This window comes from Sinomonas sp. ASV322 (genome assembly GCF_030908245.1).
Classification (GTDB): Bacteria; Actinomycetota; Actinomycetes; order Actinomycetales; family Micrococcaceae; genus Sinomonas.
The window spans coordinates 47,087-62,674 of record NZ_JAVFJJ010000020.1 but is presented as its reverse complement, the minus strand read 5'-3'; the positions used below and the strand labels follow the sequence as shown (position 1 = coordinate 62,674).

Below are 15,588 nucleotides of genomic sequence, written 5' to 3'. Positions count from 1 at the left end.
GCAGAGTCCCCTGCCCGGCCTATCCGACATGCGTGGGAGGCCCCGGTGTTCATTGAGCGTACGAGTGTTGGGCTGGATGTGCACGCCCGTTCGGTTGCCGCGGCGGCGATCGACGGCGTGACCGGCGAGCTGGTGCAGGCCAGGCTTGCCCCGTCGGAGCAGGCGATCAGGTCATGGCTGGCCTGCTTGCCAGGCCCGGTCGCCGTGGTCTATGAGGCCGGCCCGACGGGGTTCGGGCTTTGGCGGGCCTTGACCTCACGGGGGGTCAGGTGCGTGGTTGCGGCCCCGTCCCGGCTCCAGCGCCCGTCGGGGGACCGGGTGAAGACCGATGCCCGGGACGCGGTGCACCTGGCGAGGCTGCTGCGCCTGGACGAGGTCACCCCGGTGGCGGTCCCGACCGTGGAGCAGGAGTCCGCGCGTGACCTGGTGCGGGCGCGGGAGGACTGCCGCGGGGACCTGATGCGGGCCCGGCACCGGCTCTCGAAGCTGCTGCTGCGGCACGGGATCGTCTACGACGGAGGCGATGCCTGGACCGGGGCCCATGACACGTGGCTGCGCAGGGACGCGGCCCCGGCGCTGGGCTCGAGGGCGACCCGGATGGCGTTCGACTCCGACTACGAGGCCGTGCTGACGGTCAAAGCCCGCCGCGACCGGCTCGACCGCGCGATCGAGGAGCTCGCTGCGGGCAGCGAGTTCGCCCCGGCCGTACACCGCCTGGGCTGCCTGCGCGGGGTCAGCACGCTGACCGGGTTCGCCCTCGCGGTAGAGATCGGAGACTGGCACCGGTTCACCGGGGCCACCATCGGCTCCTTCGTCGGGCTGACCCCGTCCGAGCATTCCTCGGGCGCGTCCCGGGCGCAGGGGCCGATCACCAAGACCGGCAACGCCCACGTCCGCCGCCTCCTGGTCGAGGCCGCCTGGCACCACCGTGCCCGCTACGCGGTCGGGAAGACCCTTCGGGACCGGTGGGAGCTCGCCCCGGCCGCGGCACGGGCCCGCGGCGACGAGGGCAACCAGCGCCTGCACGCCCGGTGGGTGCGGTTCCTCGAGCGGCGCAAGCGCCCGACCGTGGCCAACGTCGCCGTCGCCCGCGAGCTGGCCGGCTGGTGCTGGTCCCTGGCAGTCATGGACGACGACTGACTCCCGAAGGCCGCTTCGCCACGGCGCAAGGTGCCGGCGGCAGCGCGTGGAGCCACCCGCGGCGCAACTATGAACAGACCCCCTCCTGGGGCCAACGTTCGCTCCTAGACACGCGGACCGACTCCAGCCGAACCACCGCCCTGCGGTAGCCAACCCGCGCATATCAGCCTGACCGCGCGTCGCCCAACGACACGCTCGCCGGCGCCCGCCACGCGAAGCACAGAGGCGCCGCCAGGACTCCCTCCCGGCGGCGCCTCGCCATGCCCACTTGACAGCGGACTACTCCATATCAGTTGCGGGTGTGGCACTGACGGCCCAGGCATCGCCCCCTGGTCGCAGCGCCGAGACTCACGTTGCCGCAGCCATTGACCCGCCGGCCCCTCTTCCGCCCAAGACGGTGATCCCGAAGGTGACCGGGCCCCAGGGCAAGGGCGAAGGCGCGGGCACTTCGAGCACTGCGGCGCCGGCCGCCGCGACCGGATCGCCGTATCTGGACAGGACCTTCGAGAGCATCCAGTACGCCGGCCCTATCGGCTACATCTGCAATGGCAACGCCGGATCCATGAACCTCTTGCAGGGCCGACAGTTCTTCATCTGCGCAGTCGTCTACCCGACCGATGCCGCGGGACACCCCAACCATGCCACAGCCGGCGACCCCGTCGACTCGCTGACAGGCGCCTTCACCTACCACCCCGACCGGGCCGACCTCGGCTACGCCGCCAGAGGCGGCGGACTGGCCTTCGCCCGCAGCTACTCGTCCGACGCATCCCGCTCGAACCGCTTCGGGCCCGGCTGGTCCGACTCGTACGACGCGGCCCTCACCGTCGACGCGACAACAGGAAACGTCACCTACCACGACCCGAGCGGGTCAATACAGGTGTTCACCAAGTCCGGCACCACCTACTCCGCGCCCATCGGGATCCACTCCGTTCTCGCCGCGGCATCGGGCGGCGGATGGACCCTGACATTCAAGGACCAAACCGTCGACACCTTCGACGCGAACGGGCTTCTCACCAGCGTCCTCGAGCGCAACGGCCAAGGCACAACCCTGAACTGGAGCGCTGGCAAGCTCTCCTCCGCCTTCGCATCGGGCCGGACCATCACCCTCGCCTACAACACGGCCGGGCTCGTCAGCGGGCTCACCGGCTCCGACGGGCGGACCGTGGCCTACCTGTACGACACGTCGGGGCGGCTCCAGACAGTCACGGACGCCGCCGGATTCAAGACCACCCACGCCTACGACGCGAACGGCCTGCTCGCCTCGGTGCAGGACCCCAACCTGAACTATCCAATCCGCCTCACCTACGACCCCACGTCCCACCGTGTCACAAAGCAGCTGGACCCCGATGGGAACACCACCACCTTCGGCTGGACCCAGACGGGAGCTGACACCGGGACCGGCACGGCGACGGTGACGGACCCGCGCGGGAAGACCATCACGCACACCTACAGCGGCGGGTACCTCTACTCGCAGACGGACGCGGACGGCAACGTCTCGCAGTTCGCCTGGGACGGAAACGCCACGCTGACCAGCTACACCGACCCGCTCAAGAACTCCACCTACTTCAGCTATGACAGCGCCGGGAACCTGACCTCGCGGGCGGGCTCCGACAACTACAGCGAGCAATACACGTACAACGGACGAAACGACCTCACCCAGTTCGTCGACTTCAGCGGGAACAAGACCACCTACACTTACGACTCGTACGGCAACCTCGCCACGGTGACCCGGGCGAGCATCACCTGCGCCCCTGGCACCGTCACTGCGATGCAGTACACCTACAACGCGGACGGCACCCTCAAATCGGCGACCGACGCCCTCAGCCGAACCACCCAGTACGGCTACACAACGCAGGGCGACCTCGTCTCGGTCACCAGCCCCGGCGGGCAGATCACCACCGACACCGTCGACGCCGCGGGAAGGGCCACCTCTACCGTCGAGCCACGCGGCAACGTCACCGGAGCCAACCCCGACACCTACCGCACGACCATGACCTGGGACAACCTGGACCGGGTCACCAGCACCAAGGACCCGCTCGGCCACACCACGGCAACGTTCTACGACCCCACCGGACGCATCGACCACCTCGTCGATGCCAAGGGCGGAACCACCGCCTACACCTCCGGGACCACCACCAGGCCACGGTCCGTCCAAGGCCCCGACCCGAGCGTCGGGCCGCAGAAATACACCTACGACGTCGACGGCAACGTCGCCACCGCCACATCCCCGGCCGGGGTCGTCACGACGTACACCTACACCAGCAACAACGCCGTCAACACGATCTCCTCCACGGGCACCGGAACCTGGACCTACGACCACGACGCCGCCGGCCGGATCTCCAAGGCCACCGCACCCAGCGGCCGGTCCGTCACCATGACCCGCACGCCCAAGGGCCTCGTCTCCAAGCTCGCCTACAGCGACGCCACGCCCCCGGTCAGCTTCACCTACGACCAAAACGGCAACCGGTACACCATGACCGACGGCCGCGGCACGAGCTATTACACGTACAACGCCATCAACCAGCTCGCCTCGGTCATATTCGTCAACGTCTCGAACACGTACAAGTACGCGTACGACGAAGCAGGGGAGCCGATCTCGAGGCAACTCCCCGACGGAAGCACCCCCACCCAGTACGCCTACGACAAGGACGGCCGGCTCACCGCCGTCACCTCTGGCACCACCACCCTCGCCGCCTACGCCTACGACCCCACGACAGGCACGGTCACCACAAGCCTGCAAGGCGGGGTCACCAGCACCCTCCAGATCGACGCCGCACGGCGCCCGATGTCCGTGCAGTCGCAGAAGAGCACCACGGTCCTCACCAAGAGCCAGTACACGCTGGACGAACTCGGCAACCCCACCCAGATCGCCAACATCGACGGCACCACCGACAGTTACGCCTACAGCCCGCTGAGCCGACTCCAGGCTGCCTGCTACGCGGCAAGCACCTGCTCCTCGACCGCTGCCAACGCCAATTTCAGGTACAGCTACGACGGCGACGGCAACATCGCCTCAGTAGTCCAGCCCGCCGGGACCACCAACTACACCTACGACACCGCGGGGCGCGTCACCGGAAGGTCAGGGCTCAAGGGAACCGCTGCATACCAGTACGACGCCGACGGCAACACCACCAGTGACGGCACGTCCAGCTACAACTGGAACGCCGCCAGCCAGCTCACCTCCGTCACCACAGGAACAGCCACCACCAGCTACGCCTACGACGGCGACAGCCACCGCACTGGAACCACCGCAGGCACCACAACCACCACCAGCACCTACGACCCGATCAACGGCAAACTCGCCCTCGAACAGCAGGGCAACAAGAACACCACGGTCCGGAAGTACGACTACGGCATCGGCCTGGTCAGCATGACGACCGGAAGCAACGCCTACAGCTACCTCACCGACGCCCTCGGCTCGGTCAGGGGAGTCACCGATCCCACAGGGGCCCTCGTCCTCGGCTACAGCTACAACCCCTACGGCGACGCCCGGTCCTCAACAGCTTCGGGAAAGAACCCGCCGCAGAACCCGCTCCAGTTCGCCGGCTCCTACCTCACCACGCCCCTCTACAGAATGGGGGCCCGCGACTACAGCCCCGTGGACGGCCGATTCCTCATACCCGACCCCGCCGGCGTCCCCGGCCGCGGCTACACCTACGCCGCCGGGAATCCCTTGGCATTCATCGACCCGAGCGGGCTCAGCGAATACGACTGGCGAAAGATGGTCAACAGCCTCGCCAACGGCATCTCCACCGTCGCCGGCACCGTCGCCGTGGTCTGCATCGAAGCCGCTCCCATCCTCGGCGGGCTCTCCTTCGCGGCCTCGGCAGTCGAAGTCGCAACCAGCGACCAGACCAGCTCATGCCTATCGGGTCACGGAGCATGCGACCAGGCAATCGTCAGCGGGGCGATGGTCTTCGCATTCGGGAAATTCGGTGTCGGCGGGAAAGCTGCCGGAGCTCTCGAAACGGGAGCGGCCTCCGCGCTCCGGCACTACACCACGCAGGAGGCTGCTGACGCGATCTCCAAGGGCGGAGAGATCTTGCCGGGCCTGTCGTCGGGCAAAATCTGGCTTACTCCGGACAAGTTTGCAACTGGAGCCGAGGCACAAGCGAAACTTGCGTTGAACAGGACTCCGGACGGGTACTTTGAGATTCCTGCCTGTCGTGTTCAATGCCCATCGACGCCATCGACGGTCCAGCCCCTCTACGGCCAGCCTGGCGGGGGCACGGAGGTGACCACACAGTTCCCGATCGATGTCGGCGGACTTCAATTCGTAAGATTCTGAGAGTGGAGGGCCATGGCCGATAGCAAGAAATCGTTCCTTGTTGCCTACGACTACGGCATGGGTGGCTTGTGGGGGATCATCTTTGCAAGATCCGCCGAGGAGATCCTCGCACTGTACCCGGAGCTGCAGATTGCCACCGAGCGGCCGCCGTGGATGACGGATGAGCGCTATGCGCGGCTCGAACACGAGGAGTTTCACGACATAGACGGCGCACCCTGGGGGATCCTCAACGCGGTTTTGGCAGACCGACGCCATGAATAAGGTGAGGTCGATGGCCACGGTGGAGTTCGAGTTCAATGTCGACACGGATTTCAAACAGTTCCTCGTCTTCGACTCTCTCGCCGACTGGGGGGACCTCTACGAGAAGTGGACCCCAGAGACCATTGAGGAGATGTTCGTCCAAGGGGACGGCTACATAGCAGTGGGCACTATGCGGGCCTTCCACGTCCCCGTCGTCATAAGGCTCGGTGGCGGCGAACCACTGCTGGGACGGTCGGATCGAACATCGCGCGGCGTTCTCGCCGTTCCCTCCGGAACGCTGGTTGTTTCCGGAGTGTCGGACAACGGCGCCAGCGGGGGCACGATCGAGGTCGCCCCGGGCACGTACTGGATCTCGGTGGACTACCTCGATCTAGGATCGATTGCCGCCGACGAGATAAGTGGCGATGATCGGTACGTGGTGACCCTCAACGGGCCAATAGAAGAGTGAAACCTGACAATCATGGCACGGATTGGGCACGTGCCGGCAATGCTATCGAACAGGCGCCCCGGAACGGCTCATCGAGTAACTGGGCAATGCTCGGCCGAGCTGCTTGCGGCCTCAACTCGGCAGCGGCCGAGGTCGGATCTCTAGGTCGAGATGATTTGTCAGCGACTCGTGGCATGCTGGGCGAGCGCCCCGCGCCGTTCCTTGTTCCGGCGCGGGGGCGCACCTCATGGTCTGGCTGAGGCACGGCGGCCCCGGCGAGGGCACTCACCCAACGGGATGGCGGCGATTACCGCTCCGACGACGGTTGCGATTTCCCCGATCGTGCCGGGCACGGCCCCGAGGTTGAACTTGGTTGCATCGGCTCTCAGGGCGTCGAGCTGTGACTGCAAGCCGTTCGCTGACTGGGTGCAATAGGCGGCGTCCTGGTCAGCCCCGGCTTTCGCGGTATTGGCAAGGGAAAGCTCTTCCGTCGCGTCGGCCACGGTGACGCCAATCGCGTTCTTGTAAAGGTGGGGCTGGTCGGTAGCTTCCTGGGTCGTGATGGCGGTGAGCATGGTGTTCACGCCCTGGTCGAAGACGCCGAACATCTGGGTTCCCCAAGCCGTATACGCACCGATGTACTCCTCGAAAGCGGGTGCCACGTCTTGATCGACCGCCAACGCGAGGATGTTCTGGTTCTCGAGGACCTGATTCCTCAGCCGTGAGCGCCATGTATGTTGGCGTTCTCTTTCAGGCCTCCGGAAGAATTGGTTCTATGGTCGAGGTCAGCATTGCGACGGTCACGCTCAAGACCGATCGTCCAAAAGAAGTTGCACGGTTCTGGCGTGATTTGCTTGGTTACCGCGTCGCCCCGAACCGCAGCGATTCTGTGATGCTCGTCGGGGACTACGGTCCGGCGCTGCTCATCCAGCCCTCTGTGCTGCCGCCCGCCGACAGTGCGATCCATCTCGACCTCCGCCCCGAAGACCAGCGCGCCTGCGTCGATCGTGCGCTCGAGCTCGGGGCTTCTCTGGTCGATATTGGGCAGACCGGTCAAGAAGGCTGGACAATGATGGCCGATCCCGGCGGAAACCACTTCTGTGTTCTCCAGTCGCGAGCGGACTTCGAAGGAGCATTGGCCGAGAACCCGAGAACCCGGGAAGCCCTACGACCATTGATTGATCTTTCGGGCACGTGGTTGCAGCGCGTGGCTCAGGCCGTAATCGGGTTGGGAACCCTGCCGGGTGTTCATGCTTGTGATGTCCTCATTTAGAGGTGAGATGTCACAGGCGGGGTTCTGGGCCCATGTCGGTGGGCCACGGTCCGAGGTCACCGATGTCGCGTGGAACGTCGAATGCACATCCGTGTAGCGCCAGGCGGAAGCTGATGTCTCCTCACAGGGTCGGGAACCCGAGCTGAACAAAGGCGCCGTCGTCGGCCGGGCAGTTAACCCCTCCTTGGGCGGGGCCGGGGAGTGCCTTGATCCCGGCGACCAGCGCGCGGGCTTGATCACTGCTGATGTGGGTGTGCAGTGTTCCGCAGGGCTGAAGCCCGTTCGAGGTCCCGGCATTGACTCCGGGGAACCAGAGCAGATCGGCCCCCGCGGGGGCGTCTGGAAGGTCCGACCGCTTTGTCGTGTTGGGGGCCGGGACGCGTGCGTTGCATAGGTGTAGCGGGGACAGTGAGGCCGGTCCTTGGGCCGCGGTGAGAGTCGCGGACGGCCAAGGCCTCGGCTCGATTGACGTGGGCACGGCCTCGGAGCATCCGGTTGGGGCCAGAGCCATCAGACAAGCGGTCGCGATTCGAACGCCCTTCACGAGAGCAGTCTGACACGCCGTCATCGATCAAGGCGCGAGCGGGGCACCGAGGAGGATTTGTCACAACCATCGATTGACTGGTGTCTTGTGGTCGGAATCCGCTCAACGCGGGACCTGAAACCCAAAGGAGACACCGTGACTGAGAGCATCAACGTCGTCCTGATCGGCGGCGGGTATTCCGGCGTGATGGCGGCGAACCGCCTGACGCAGCGCGCTGACGTGGCCGTAACTCTGGTCAATCCGCGCCCGGAGTTCGTCGAGAGGGTCCGCCTCCACCAGCTGGTCGGGCGCACGCACGACGCCGTCCGCGACTTCCGCGAGGTCCTCGCCGAAAGCGTCCGGCTCGTCATCGACACCGTGACGAGGATCGACGCGGCCGAGTGCGCTCTCGAGCTGGCGTCGGGCGGCACCATCTCCTACGACTACCTCGTCTACGCCGTCGGAAGCGACAAAGCCGCTGCCCGCGTGCCCGGGGCGGCCGAATTCGCCCGCACGATGGCCAGCCTCGAGGACGCACGCGAGTTGCGCGCCGTCGTCGACTCTTTGCCTGCCGCGGCGCCAATTACGGTGGTGGGCGGAGGCCCGCTCGGCATCGAAATGGCCGCCGAACTCGGCGAACGCGGCCGTGCCGTTACCCTCGTGTGCGGCGGGCAGCTGGGTCCATATCTGCATCCCAGCGGTCGGCGCTCGGTGGCCAAGGCCCTCGCAAGGCTGGGGGTGCGGGTCCTCGACGGCCCGGGCGCGAAGGTTGTCGAAGTGACGGCCGAGGCCGTCCGTCTGGCCGACGGGCGGGAGCTCGCGAGCGCGGTGACGATCTGGGCCGCGGGCTTCGCCGCCTCTGACCTCGCGGCACGCAGCGGCCTGAGCGTCGACGTCGTCGGCCGTCTTCTTGCCGACGAGACCCTCACGAGCGTCGACGACGAGCGCATCGTGGCCACGGGCGACGCCGCGTCGCCGTCGGGCATGCCGTTGAGGATGAGCTGTCAGGCCGCATTGCCGCTCGGATCGCACGCCGCGGACACGGTCCTGTCCCGAATCGCCGGTGAGAGCCCAGCGGAGTTCACCCGAGGGATCGCCGCGATGTGCGTGAGCCTTGGACGTAGCGCCGGCGTCTTCCAGCTGGCACGGTTCGATGATACGGCGATCAGGCTCCACGTGCCGGGGCGGCCCGGCGCAGTCCTCAAGGAGGCTGCGTGTGCGAGCCCAATCGATCAGCTCGCGAAGGAGGCGCACAAGCCCGGCTCGCATTCGTGGATCGTGAAGGATTCCAGGCGCGTCGAGCGCGTTGCGGCCCAGCGGGCAGCCGGGCTGGTGGTCTCCGGACGGGCAGGCTAAGTTGGGCGGCGATGACAAACGCTGAGGGAAGCACGCCGGTGAGCGGCTCCGCGATGGACGCCTCGACAGAGGCCTTCGTGTCCCACCGCAACCTGCTCTTCACTGTCGCCTACGAGATGCTCGGCTCGGCGGCCGACGCCGAGGACGTCCTCCAGGAGACGTGGCTTCGGTGGGTCGGCGTCGACCTCGGCGAGGTGCGCGACGAGCGCGCCTACCTCGTCCGGATCACCACGCGCCAGGCACTCAATCGCCTGCGCACCCTGACCCGGCGCAAGGAGACCTACGTGGGTCCGTGGCTTCCGGAGCCGATGCTCACCTCCCCGGATGTGGCCGAGGATGTCGAGCTGGCCGACAGTCTGTCGACGGCCCTGATGGTGGTCCTTGAGACGCTGTCGCCGACTGAGCGCGCCGTGTTCGTGCTGCGCGAGGTGTTCGACACTGGCTATGACGAGATCGCTGCCGCCGTCGACAAGAGCCCGGCGGCCGTCCGCCAGATCGCCCACCGCGCCCGTGCGCACGTGGATGCCCGACGGCCCCGCCAAGCGGTCTCAGCTCGCGAGACGAGAGCGGCCCTTGCGTCGATGCAGCACGCCGTCGAGACCGGTGACCTTCGGAGACTCCTTGACGTGCTTGCTCCCGACGTCGTGTACATGGGCGACGGCGGCGGGCTGCGGCAGGCGGCGCGACGGCCCATCGTCGGGGCCGACAAGGTCGTGCGCATGCTCGTCGGCGGCTTCGCCAAGACCCGGGCTACGGTCACCACCGAGCCGACCACGGTCAACGGCAGCCCGGCGCTCGTGTTCCGCCTCAACGGCGAGCTCGACGGCGTCCTCACGGTCCGAGTCGAGCAGGGCAGAGTCACGGGCGCCTACTACGTGCGCAACCCGGAGAAGCTGACCCGGGTCGAGTCGGAGATCGCTTTGTCCCGGCGGTGAGGGCTCTGGAAGTAGCGGGACTGCGGGGCCAGGTACACGGCGTCTCCTCAAAGCTTCGGGGTTCTGTGGTCTATGGCTCCGGAGCTGCGTGGGGGTCCTGCTAGCTTCACCGAATGCCCGTGTCGCACGAGATATCCGCGCGCACGGCTACGCCGGGCTGCACCGCCACTCGGGTTTCGGGGCAGCGGGGCCATCCGTTCGAGGTGACGACGACGAGTACGTAGCTCCCGGGGGAGAGGCCGAGCGTGTATCTGCCGAAGGAGTCGCTGTGGGTTGACGCCACGGTGGTGCCGTTCGAATCGCGGGCGTCGATGGCCGCCGAGACCGGCCGTGGGGGACAGGGCTGGTCCGGCCGTTCGACCGGACACGTCGGCCCCGCGGTGACGTAGCCGTAGGCTCCGGCGCCCGACGGCGGCTCGAGCGGCGGCGTGCTCGTCGCGGTGGGGAGCGGCGTCGTCGTGCTCGATGGCGGCGGGGAGGGCGGAGCGGTGCCGGGCCTGATCGTCCCCGCGCTGACTGTCGCCGAGGTCGCCGTCGCACTGCCGCCTCCCGACGCCCCGGTGCCGCCGCCGCCCGGGGTGCCGTTGCCGCACGACGCAAGGAGCAGAGCGGCGGCGATGATCGCGGTGCCGAGTGCTGTACCCGGTCTCATGGCCTCATGGTTCCACGGGGTGAGGGCAGCGTCGAGGAGAGGCGGATGACGGCGGAGCCTGGCTCGGTGGGCATCGACCGCTGACCGGGGGGCGGTGCCGCTGGGTCAAAGGTCATTTCTTTGGACGTCTGCGTAAGTATGCCCAGGCGATCAGCCCTACAAGTGGCATAGCCCAGACAATGATGGCCCACGCCACCTTAGCTTATTGGCTTTGCTGTGTGCTCATGATGTCGGTCGTGGCTTTGACGAGTAAAGCGCACCATCCCACGAACGCGATCACGATTAATGCCGCTGGTAGGCCGTCCATTTCATGCTCCCCCCGGTGTGCGTATTCGCAGGCTAACACGCTTGGGCTGTGAATGCCGCCACTGATGCGGCGCGTGCTGAATCTCTTCCCTTATGGAAGGATCGGGGGGAGTCAAATTTATGCCCACCGTGAGGACACATTCGATGTCGCTCTGTACGTACGAATGTCACGAGAGCGAGCTGGATACGGAGATATCGGCTTCCGTACGCGCTGAGGCGGACGCATTATATCCGGGCTCGACCACTGAGTTTCAAGGGGAGGGACCACGTAAATCTGCGGACGCCACCACCTAATTTTCTGCCATCTGCCCTCCGAAGCGTCTAAGTGTTGACCTGCCGTACTGGATTCGGTTAGTCAGGACACCCAACGCATCCGGAGGGGGATGGAATCATGTGCAAGCGATTGCTCGCGATCGTGGCGGCCACTGCGATCCTACTGGTTGGTGCAATTGGCTGGGCGCGGCACGGCATTGGTGTTCTTGCGTCGGCTTACGGCGTGGTTGTCAGCTGTCCCTAGGAGGAATGTGATGGCTCAGAGCAGGCGCACCGATCGTCCGGTTGTCCTTATCGTTCAGCAGTGCGCGCTCATACTCGTGGCGGCGGGCCTGGTCATCAAGGGGGAATTACCTGCCTGGTCTTGGCCTGCCTGGGCATTGCTGGGCCTGTGGGAAGCTCTCTTGTTATATTCCACGGTTCGCGTTCTGCGAGGGCGGCGGTCATAGGTGGCCGGAACGAAAGGGCGTGGCTCAGCTGTTTTGAATCGGACAACTATTGCCTTCCATGATCGGAGCGTGTCCATGGGCCGGCCGCTCCCCGGTTGGCCCGTCCGGCCCGTGGCGGAGGAGGCAGGCGATGTGGGATGACGTGGAGATTGCCGAACCAGATGGGCACTGGGTCCAACTTGAAGAGACCGCGTGGGACGCTCTCATCGCCTGGGCGGCAGGTGCGCGAAATCTGCGTCGCGCACCAGGCGTCGAACAAGGACGTCTCGTGCGAGTTACAACCCAACGGGGTGAATTTGTTGAGGTCTACGAGGAGCGACGCGGCGAGCGAGATCAGAAGATCATTGACGACTCCATCGACGAGGTTCTCGTTGACGCTGGGATGCCTCCTCGACCCCGCCAGTGTCGATGGTTCCTCCGCATCCCTGACGGTTGGGACTCGCCCGATTCCTTCCTCATCGCTTTGAGGGAGGCTCTGAACACTGCACCCCGTTCCGGATCTGATCCGCTCGCGTCGCGGACTCTCATTGAGCGGGTTGTTTCAGGCTTCTACGCCTGAATCGGTCAGCTGGCCAGCACCCGCATCCGTGCGGCCGGCGTTCGGGAATCGCGGGTTTGGCAAGGCCGGAAGATGATGGTCCTCGAAGCCCGGCGCTGAGGTTGCCGAGGTTGACCTGCGAGTCCGGCCGACGAAGAAGGGTATCCCTCACCTGACAGCCGGTGAGGGATACTCGGCTATCCCCGGACCAGGCGTAGCCAGTATCGCTTTCCGATACGCAGGACTGCTCCAGAGGTGGGGTTGATGGCGTCTTGGGGGTCAGAAAGCCGGTCCCCGTCGAGCCGGACTGCGCCCTCCGCGACGAGCCGCCGGGCAGCGGTGATGCTCAGAGCTGGCTGGGCCAGCGCCACCAGCTCCAAGACGGTGAGCGGATGCTGTGGGATGGCGAGTTCCGGGATGTCCGTGGGAACTGCCCGGTCCGAGAACACGGCAAGAAACGAATCGCGCTGGAGGCGTGCCTCACCGTTTCCGTGGTAGCGCCACACTATCGCTTCGGCAAGGTCGAGTTTCGCGTCACGGGCAGCGGCGCCGCCAGCTGTTGCTGCCTCCTTGAGCGCCTCGACCGCGTCGTCAGACAACTCTGAGTACGCTTGTGCCCATTCGCTGACGAGATGGTCGGGCAGACTCATGATCTTGCCGAACTTCTCCCCGGGCGAGTCGGTCAGGGCAACGTAGTTCCCGAGCGACTTCGACTGTTTCGGCCCGCCGTCGAGCCCTGGGGTGATGCGTGTCGTGACAACGACCTGACCGTCCCTGCCGTGGCGCTGCTGGAGAGTGCGGCCCATGAGCTCGTTGAAGAGCTGATCGGACCCCACGATTGTCAGATCACTTTCCAGAGCGACGCTGTCGTAGCCCTGCAGTACGGGGTAGGCGAGTTCGTGGAAGGCGATCTCGCGTCCCTCGGCCTCCCGCTGGCGGAACATGTCCCGCTCCATCAGCTGCGCATGAGTGGTCATGCTGAAAAGGCTCAGCATCTCCGCGACCGACATCCGGTCGTACCATTCCGAGTTCCGACGTACTTCGAACACGGACGGGTTCGTATTCAGCACAAGGCCAACCTGCCCGAGGAAAGCGGCCGCGTTCGCCTCGATCTCCTCTGGAGAGAGCACTGGCCTAGTCTGGCTCTTGCCCGTCGGGTCGCCGACTCGTGTTGTCAGATCCCCGAGCAGGAACAGGACCCGGTGCCCATGGTCTTGCAGATGCCGCATGAGCCACAGATTCACCGCGTGGCCCAAATGAAGGTCTGGGGCGGTGCAGTCGACCCCGTACTTGATCCGAAGCTGCCGACCCGAGGCCAACATCTTCCGGAGATCTCCTTCCCCGACAACTCGGTCGATCGTGCGCCACATTGGCGCAAGTACTGCATCCACATCTGTCATCCCGACAACGTCCTTTCAAGGTGGGCTTCGGGAGGACACTTGCGTTGGGCCAGGACCTCCCGTAGGGAACAAGAAAGGCGAGGATCCGAAGGATCCCCGCCTGAGGCTCTGGCTCGAGCGAAAAAGTGGCGCGCTACATCACGCCGGCTCTCCCCAGAGCCGGCGGATACACGAACAGACGCGCAATCACAGGTCGACCATACCAGCCCCACTTCACCGAATGCCCGTGTCGGATGAGATGCCCGCGCGCAAGGCTACGCCGGGCTGTCCCGCCACTCGGGTGTCCGGGCAGCGCGGTCCGACGGATGGTGCCTAACTTTGCTCGCTCAGATGCCCGTCATTCCGGGCGAGTAGGGGCAACGTGCCTAAGAAATGCCTAACTTTAGTTCAAATGTCACCAAGCGATGCTTGACAGCTCGACAGATCGTCGCTTCGATGAAGGAACAGGCGGCGTCTTGCGGGCCAAGCGAACCATCGGGACCGTAGGTCGGCGCCGACTGCGAGGCTCTGCATGTTTGGTCGGTCGCGATTGCGCATGCACGCTTAGCTGCTTGAAGAGCCGAATCAGCTATCAACGGGGAACTAGAACAAGGAGGCCTCATGGCACTCGCACCAATCTCCTCACCCGAGCCCTCCTTGAAGGGGGAAGCTGTGAAGTCACCCGGTATGTCTTGGGTGGGTGACCGATACATTCGCGCGGTCGCCGTGCTGGCGATCCCATGCGTTTTCGTCATGACCACGCTTTCAAATGCCGCTACCCATAACCTTGCCGCGCGCTTTGGCATGAGCCAGTCGTTTGCTGCGTGGCTCGTTGCGATGATCCTGTTTTGGGGCAGGGTCTCCTGGATTTTGCCCCGCGACTCCTGGCTCCTTGATCTTGTTGCCTTCTACATTCAGGAATTTGGCCCAAGCGCTGCTGCAGCCAACTAGCTCTGGACCGCCAGCTGTCCAGGATCCGTGGGCTCGCTAAATCGTCAGCAAGGTTCGCGCTTCTGTACATGGGCGCCGCAGTATCGTCGGGGGTCGTTGCGCTCACGATGCGGGAGCCCATTAATCCTACGAATGATATCCAATTCGATTCATTATTGGTTCACAACCTGATTGTCTTGGCAATCCTGGACGTCGGGGTCATTGCAGGAGTGTATTGGACCGGCGCTGTCGTGACGATCAATGGGCTATCGGTAGGTCTGGCGGTTGGATCCGCTGCGCGCGAAGGTGTATGGTCCAGCATTCTGTCCGGCATTGCGCCTCATTTTGCACCGGAGATTGCGGCGTACCTTCTGGCGGCAGCAGGTGTCAGTCAGCTTAGGCGCGAATTCAGGCAAGGGAGCCTCGGTGGCGCCCATCCATTGGGTTCTCTGTCAGCATTCCTGCTGACAAACCTGGTCGCGATTGTTCTGCTAACTATAGCCGCCATCATTGAGACCAACGTCTCTCGCGTGTAAGGAAACAGCCTTGCTTTTGATTCGCTTGAAGGTTTGGCTGACAGCAATGCTGTCAGACGCGGCTCAGAAATCAAAGAGCCGCATATGGCTGTGGTTGATTGCGTCGTCGCTGGTGGGCTACCTAGTCTCACTCATCTTCGTGATTCCGGATTACGCTGAGATGGTGCGGAAGTTCATCACGGAGGGTCTCCCGCCGTCCGATAATCTGTCCCTGAATTTGCGGATATTCAGGGGTGCCGCTTCAGTGTCAGTGATTCTCCTCGGTGTGAGATTATGGGTTCAAGGTCGGAAGCGGATGCTGTTGGCCATAATTCTCACATCT

At 65.1% G+C, this 15,588-nt stretch carries 13 protein-coding genes; 10 read left to right on the top strand and 3 right to left on the bottom strand.

What is annotated here, in order from left to right:
* Positions 1–45: 45 nt before the first annotated feature.
* The 4 genes from RBS12_RS18565 (at position 46) to RBS12_RS18550 (ending at position 6,137) form a co-directional block, all read left to right on the top strand.
* Positions 46–1,140: an IS110 family transposase gene (locus RBS12_RS18565; RefSeq protein WP_307964926.1), complete on the top strand. Its 1,095-nt coding sequence runs from the start codon at positions 46–48 to the stop codon at positions 1,138–1,140.
* Between the two features lie 409 nt (positions 1,141–1,549).
* Positions 1,550–5,428, top strand: a complete 3,879-nt coding sequence (locus RBS12_RS18560) for an RHS repeat-associated core domain-containing protein (protein WP_307967639.1) — start codon at positions 1,550–1,552, stop codon at positions 5,426–5,428.
* Between the two features lie 12 nt (positions 5,429–5,440).
* The gene (locus RBS12_RS18555; RefSeq protein ID WP_307967638.1) at positions 5,441–5,689 is read left to right on the top strand and encodes a hypothetical protein; all 249 of its coding nucleotides are present in this window, start codon (positions 5,441–5,443) and stop codon (positions 5,687–5,689) included.
* Between the two features lie 10 nt (positions 5,690–5,699).
* Positions 5,700–6,137, top strand: coding sequence for a hypothetical protein (locus RBS12_RS18550; RefSeq protein WP_307967636.1), 438 nt, complete (start codon positions 5,700–5,702; stop codon positions 6,135–6,137).
* 224 nt (positions 6,138–6,361) lie between these two features.
* On the opposite strand, the gene RBS12_RS18545 is transcribed toward RBS12_RS18550, so the two are convergent.
* Complete coding sequence (locus RBS12_RS18545) at positions 6,362–6,778, bottom strand: hypothetical protein (RefSeq protein WP_307967635.1); 417 nt, start codon at positions 6,776–6,778, stop codon at positions 6,362–6,364.
* A gap of 113 nt (positions 6,779–6,891) precedes the next feature.
* Here RBS12_RS18545 and RBS12_RS18540 point away from each other — a divergent pair, with 113 nt between their 5' ends.
* The 3 genes from RBS12_RS18540 (at position 6,892) to RBS12_RS18530 (ending at position 10,203) form a co-directional block, all read left to right on the top strand.
* Positions 6,892–7,389 (top strand): VOC family protein, encoded by a 498-nt coding sequence (locus RBS12_RS18540; RefSeq protein ID WP_307967634.1) that lies wholly within the window; start codon positions 6,892–6,894, stop codon positions 7,387–7,389.
* A 679-nt stretch (positions 7,390–8,068) separates the two neighbouring features.
* On the top strand, positions 8,069–9,268 hold the full coding sequence (locus RBS12_RS18535) for an FAD-dependent oxidoreductase (protein ID WP_307967633.1): 1,200 nt from the start codon (positions 8,069–8,071) through the stop codon (positions 9,266–9,268).
* 11 nt (positions 9,269–9,279) lie between these two features.
* The gene (locus tag RBS12_RS18530; RefSeq protein ID WP_307967632.1) at positions 9,280–10,203 is read left to right on the top strand and encodes an RNA polymerase sigma-70 factor; all 924 of its coding nucleotides are present in this window, start codon (positions 9,280–9,282) and stop codon (positions 10,201–10,203) included.
* Positions 10,204–10,309: 106 nt separating this feature from the next.
* Here the strand turns inward: RBS12_RS18530 and RBS12_RS18525 are convergent, their stop codons facing one another.
* Complete coding sequence (locus RBS12_RS18525) at positions 10,310–10,855, bottom strand: carboxypeptidase-like regulatory domain-containing protein (RefSeq protein ID WP_307967631.1); 546 nt, start codon at positions 10,853–10,855, stop codon at positions 10,310–10,312.
* A 1,086-nt stretch (positions 10,856–11,941) separates the two neighbouring features.
* On the opposite strand from RBS12_RS18525, the gene RBS12_RS20250 reads away from it, so the two are divergent.
* A complete protein-coding gene (locus tag RBS12_RS20250) occupies positions 11,942–12,442 on the top strand; it encodes a DUF5956 family protein (protein WP_373886553.1) in 501 nt (166 codons plus the stop codon).
* A gap of 176 nt (positions 12,443–12,618) precedes the next feature.
* Here the strand turns inward: RBS12_RS20250 and tyrS are convergent, their stop codons facing one another.
* A complete protein-coding gene (tyrS, locus tag RBS12_RS18520; RefSeq protein WP_307967630.1) occupies positions 12,619–13,821 on the bottom strand; it encodes a tyrosine--tRNA ligase in 1,203 nt (400 codons plus the stop codon).
* Positions 13,822–14,421: 600 nt separating this feature from the next.
* Between tyrS and RBS12_RS18515 the strand changes: the two genes are divergently transcribed.
* Together RBS12_RS18515 and RBS12_RS18510 are read left to right on the top strand one after the other, a co-directional pair.
* Positions 14,422–14,751 carry a hypothetical protein gene (locus RBS12_RS18515; RefSeq protein ID WP_307967629.1) on the top strand — a complete coding sequence of 110 codons (330 nt, stop codon included), beginning with the start codon at positions 14,422–14,424 and terminating at the stop codon, positions 14,749–14,751.
* A 68-nt stretch (positions 14,752–14,819) separates the two neighbouring features.
* Positions 14,820–15,266, top strand: a complete 447-nt coding sequence (locus RBS12_RS18510) for a stage II sporulation protein M (protein ID WP_307967628.1) — start codon at positions 14,820–14,822, stop codon at positions 15,264–15,266.
* The last annotated feature ends 322 nt before the right edge of the window (positions 15,267–15,588 follow it).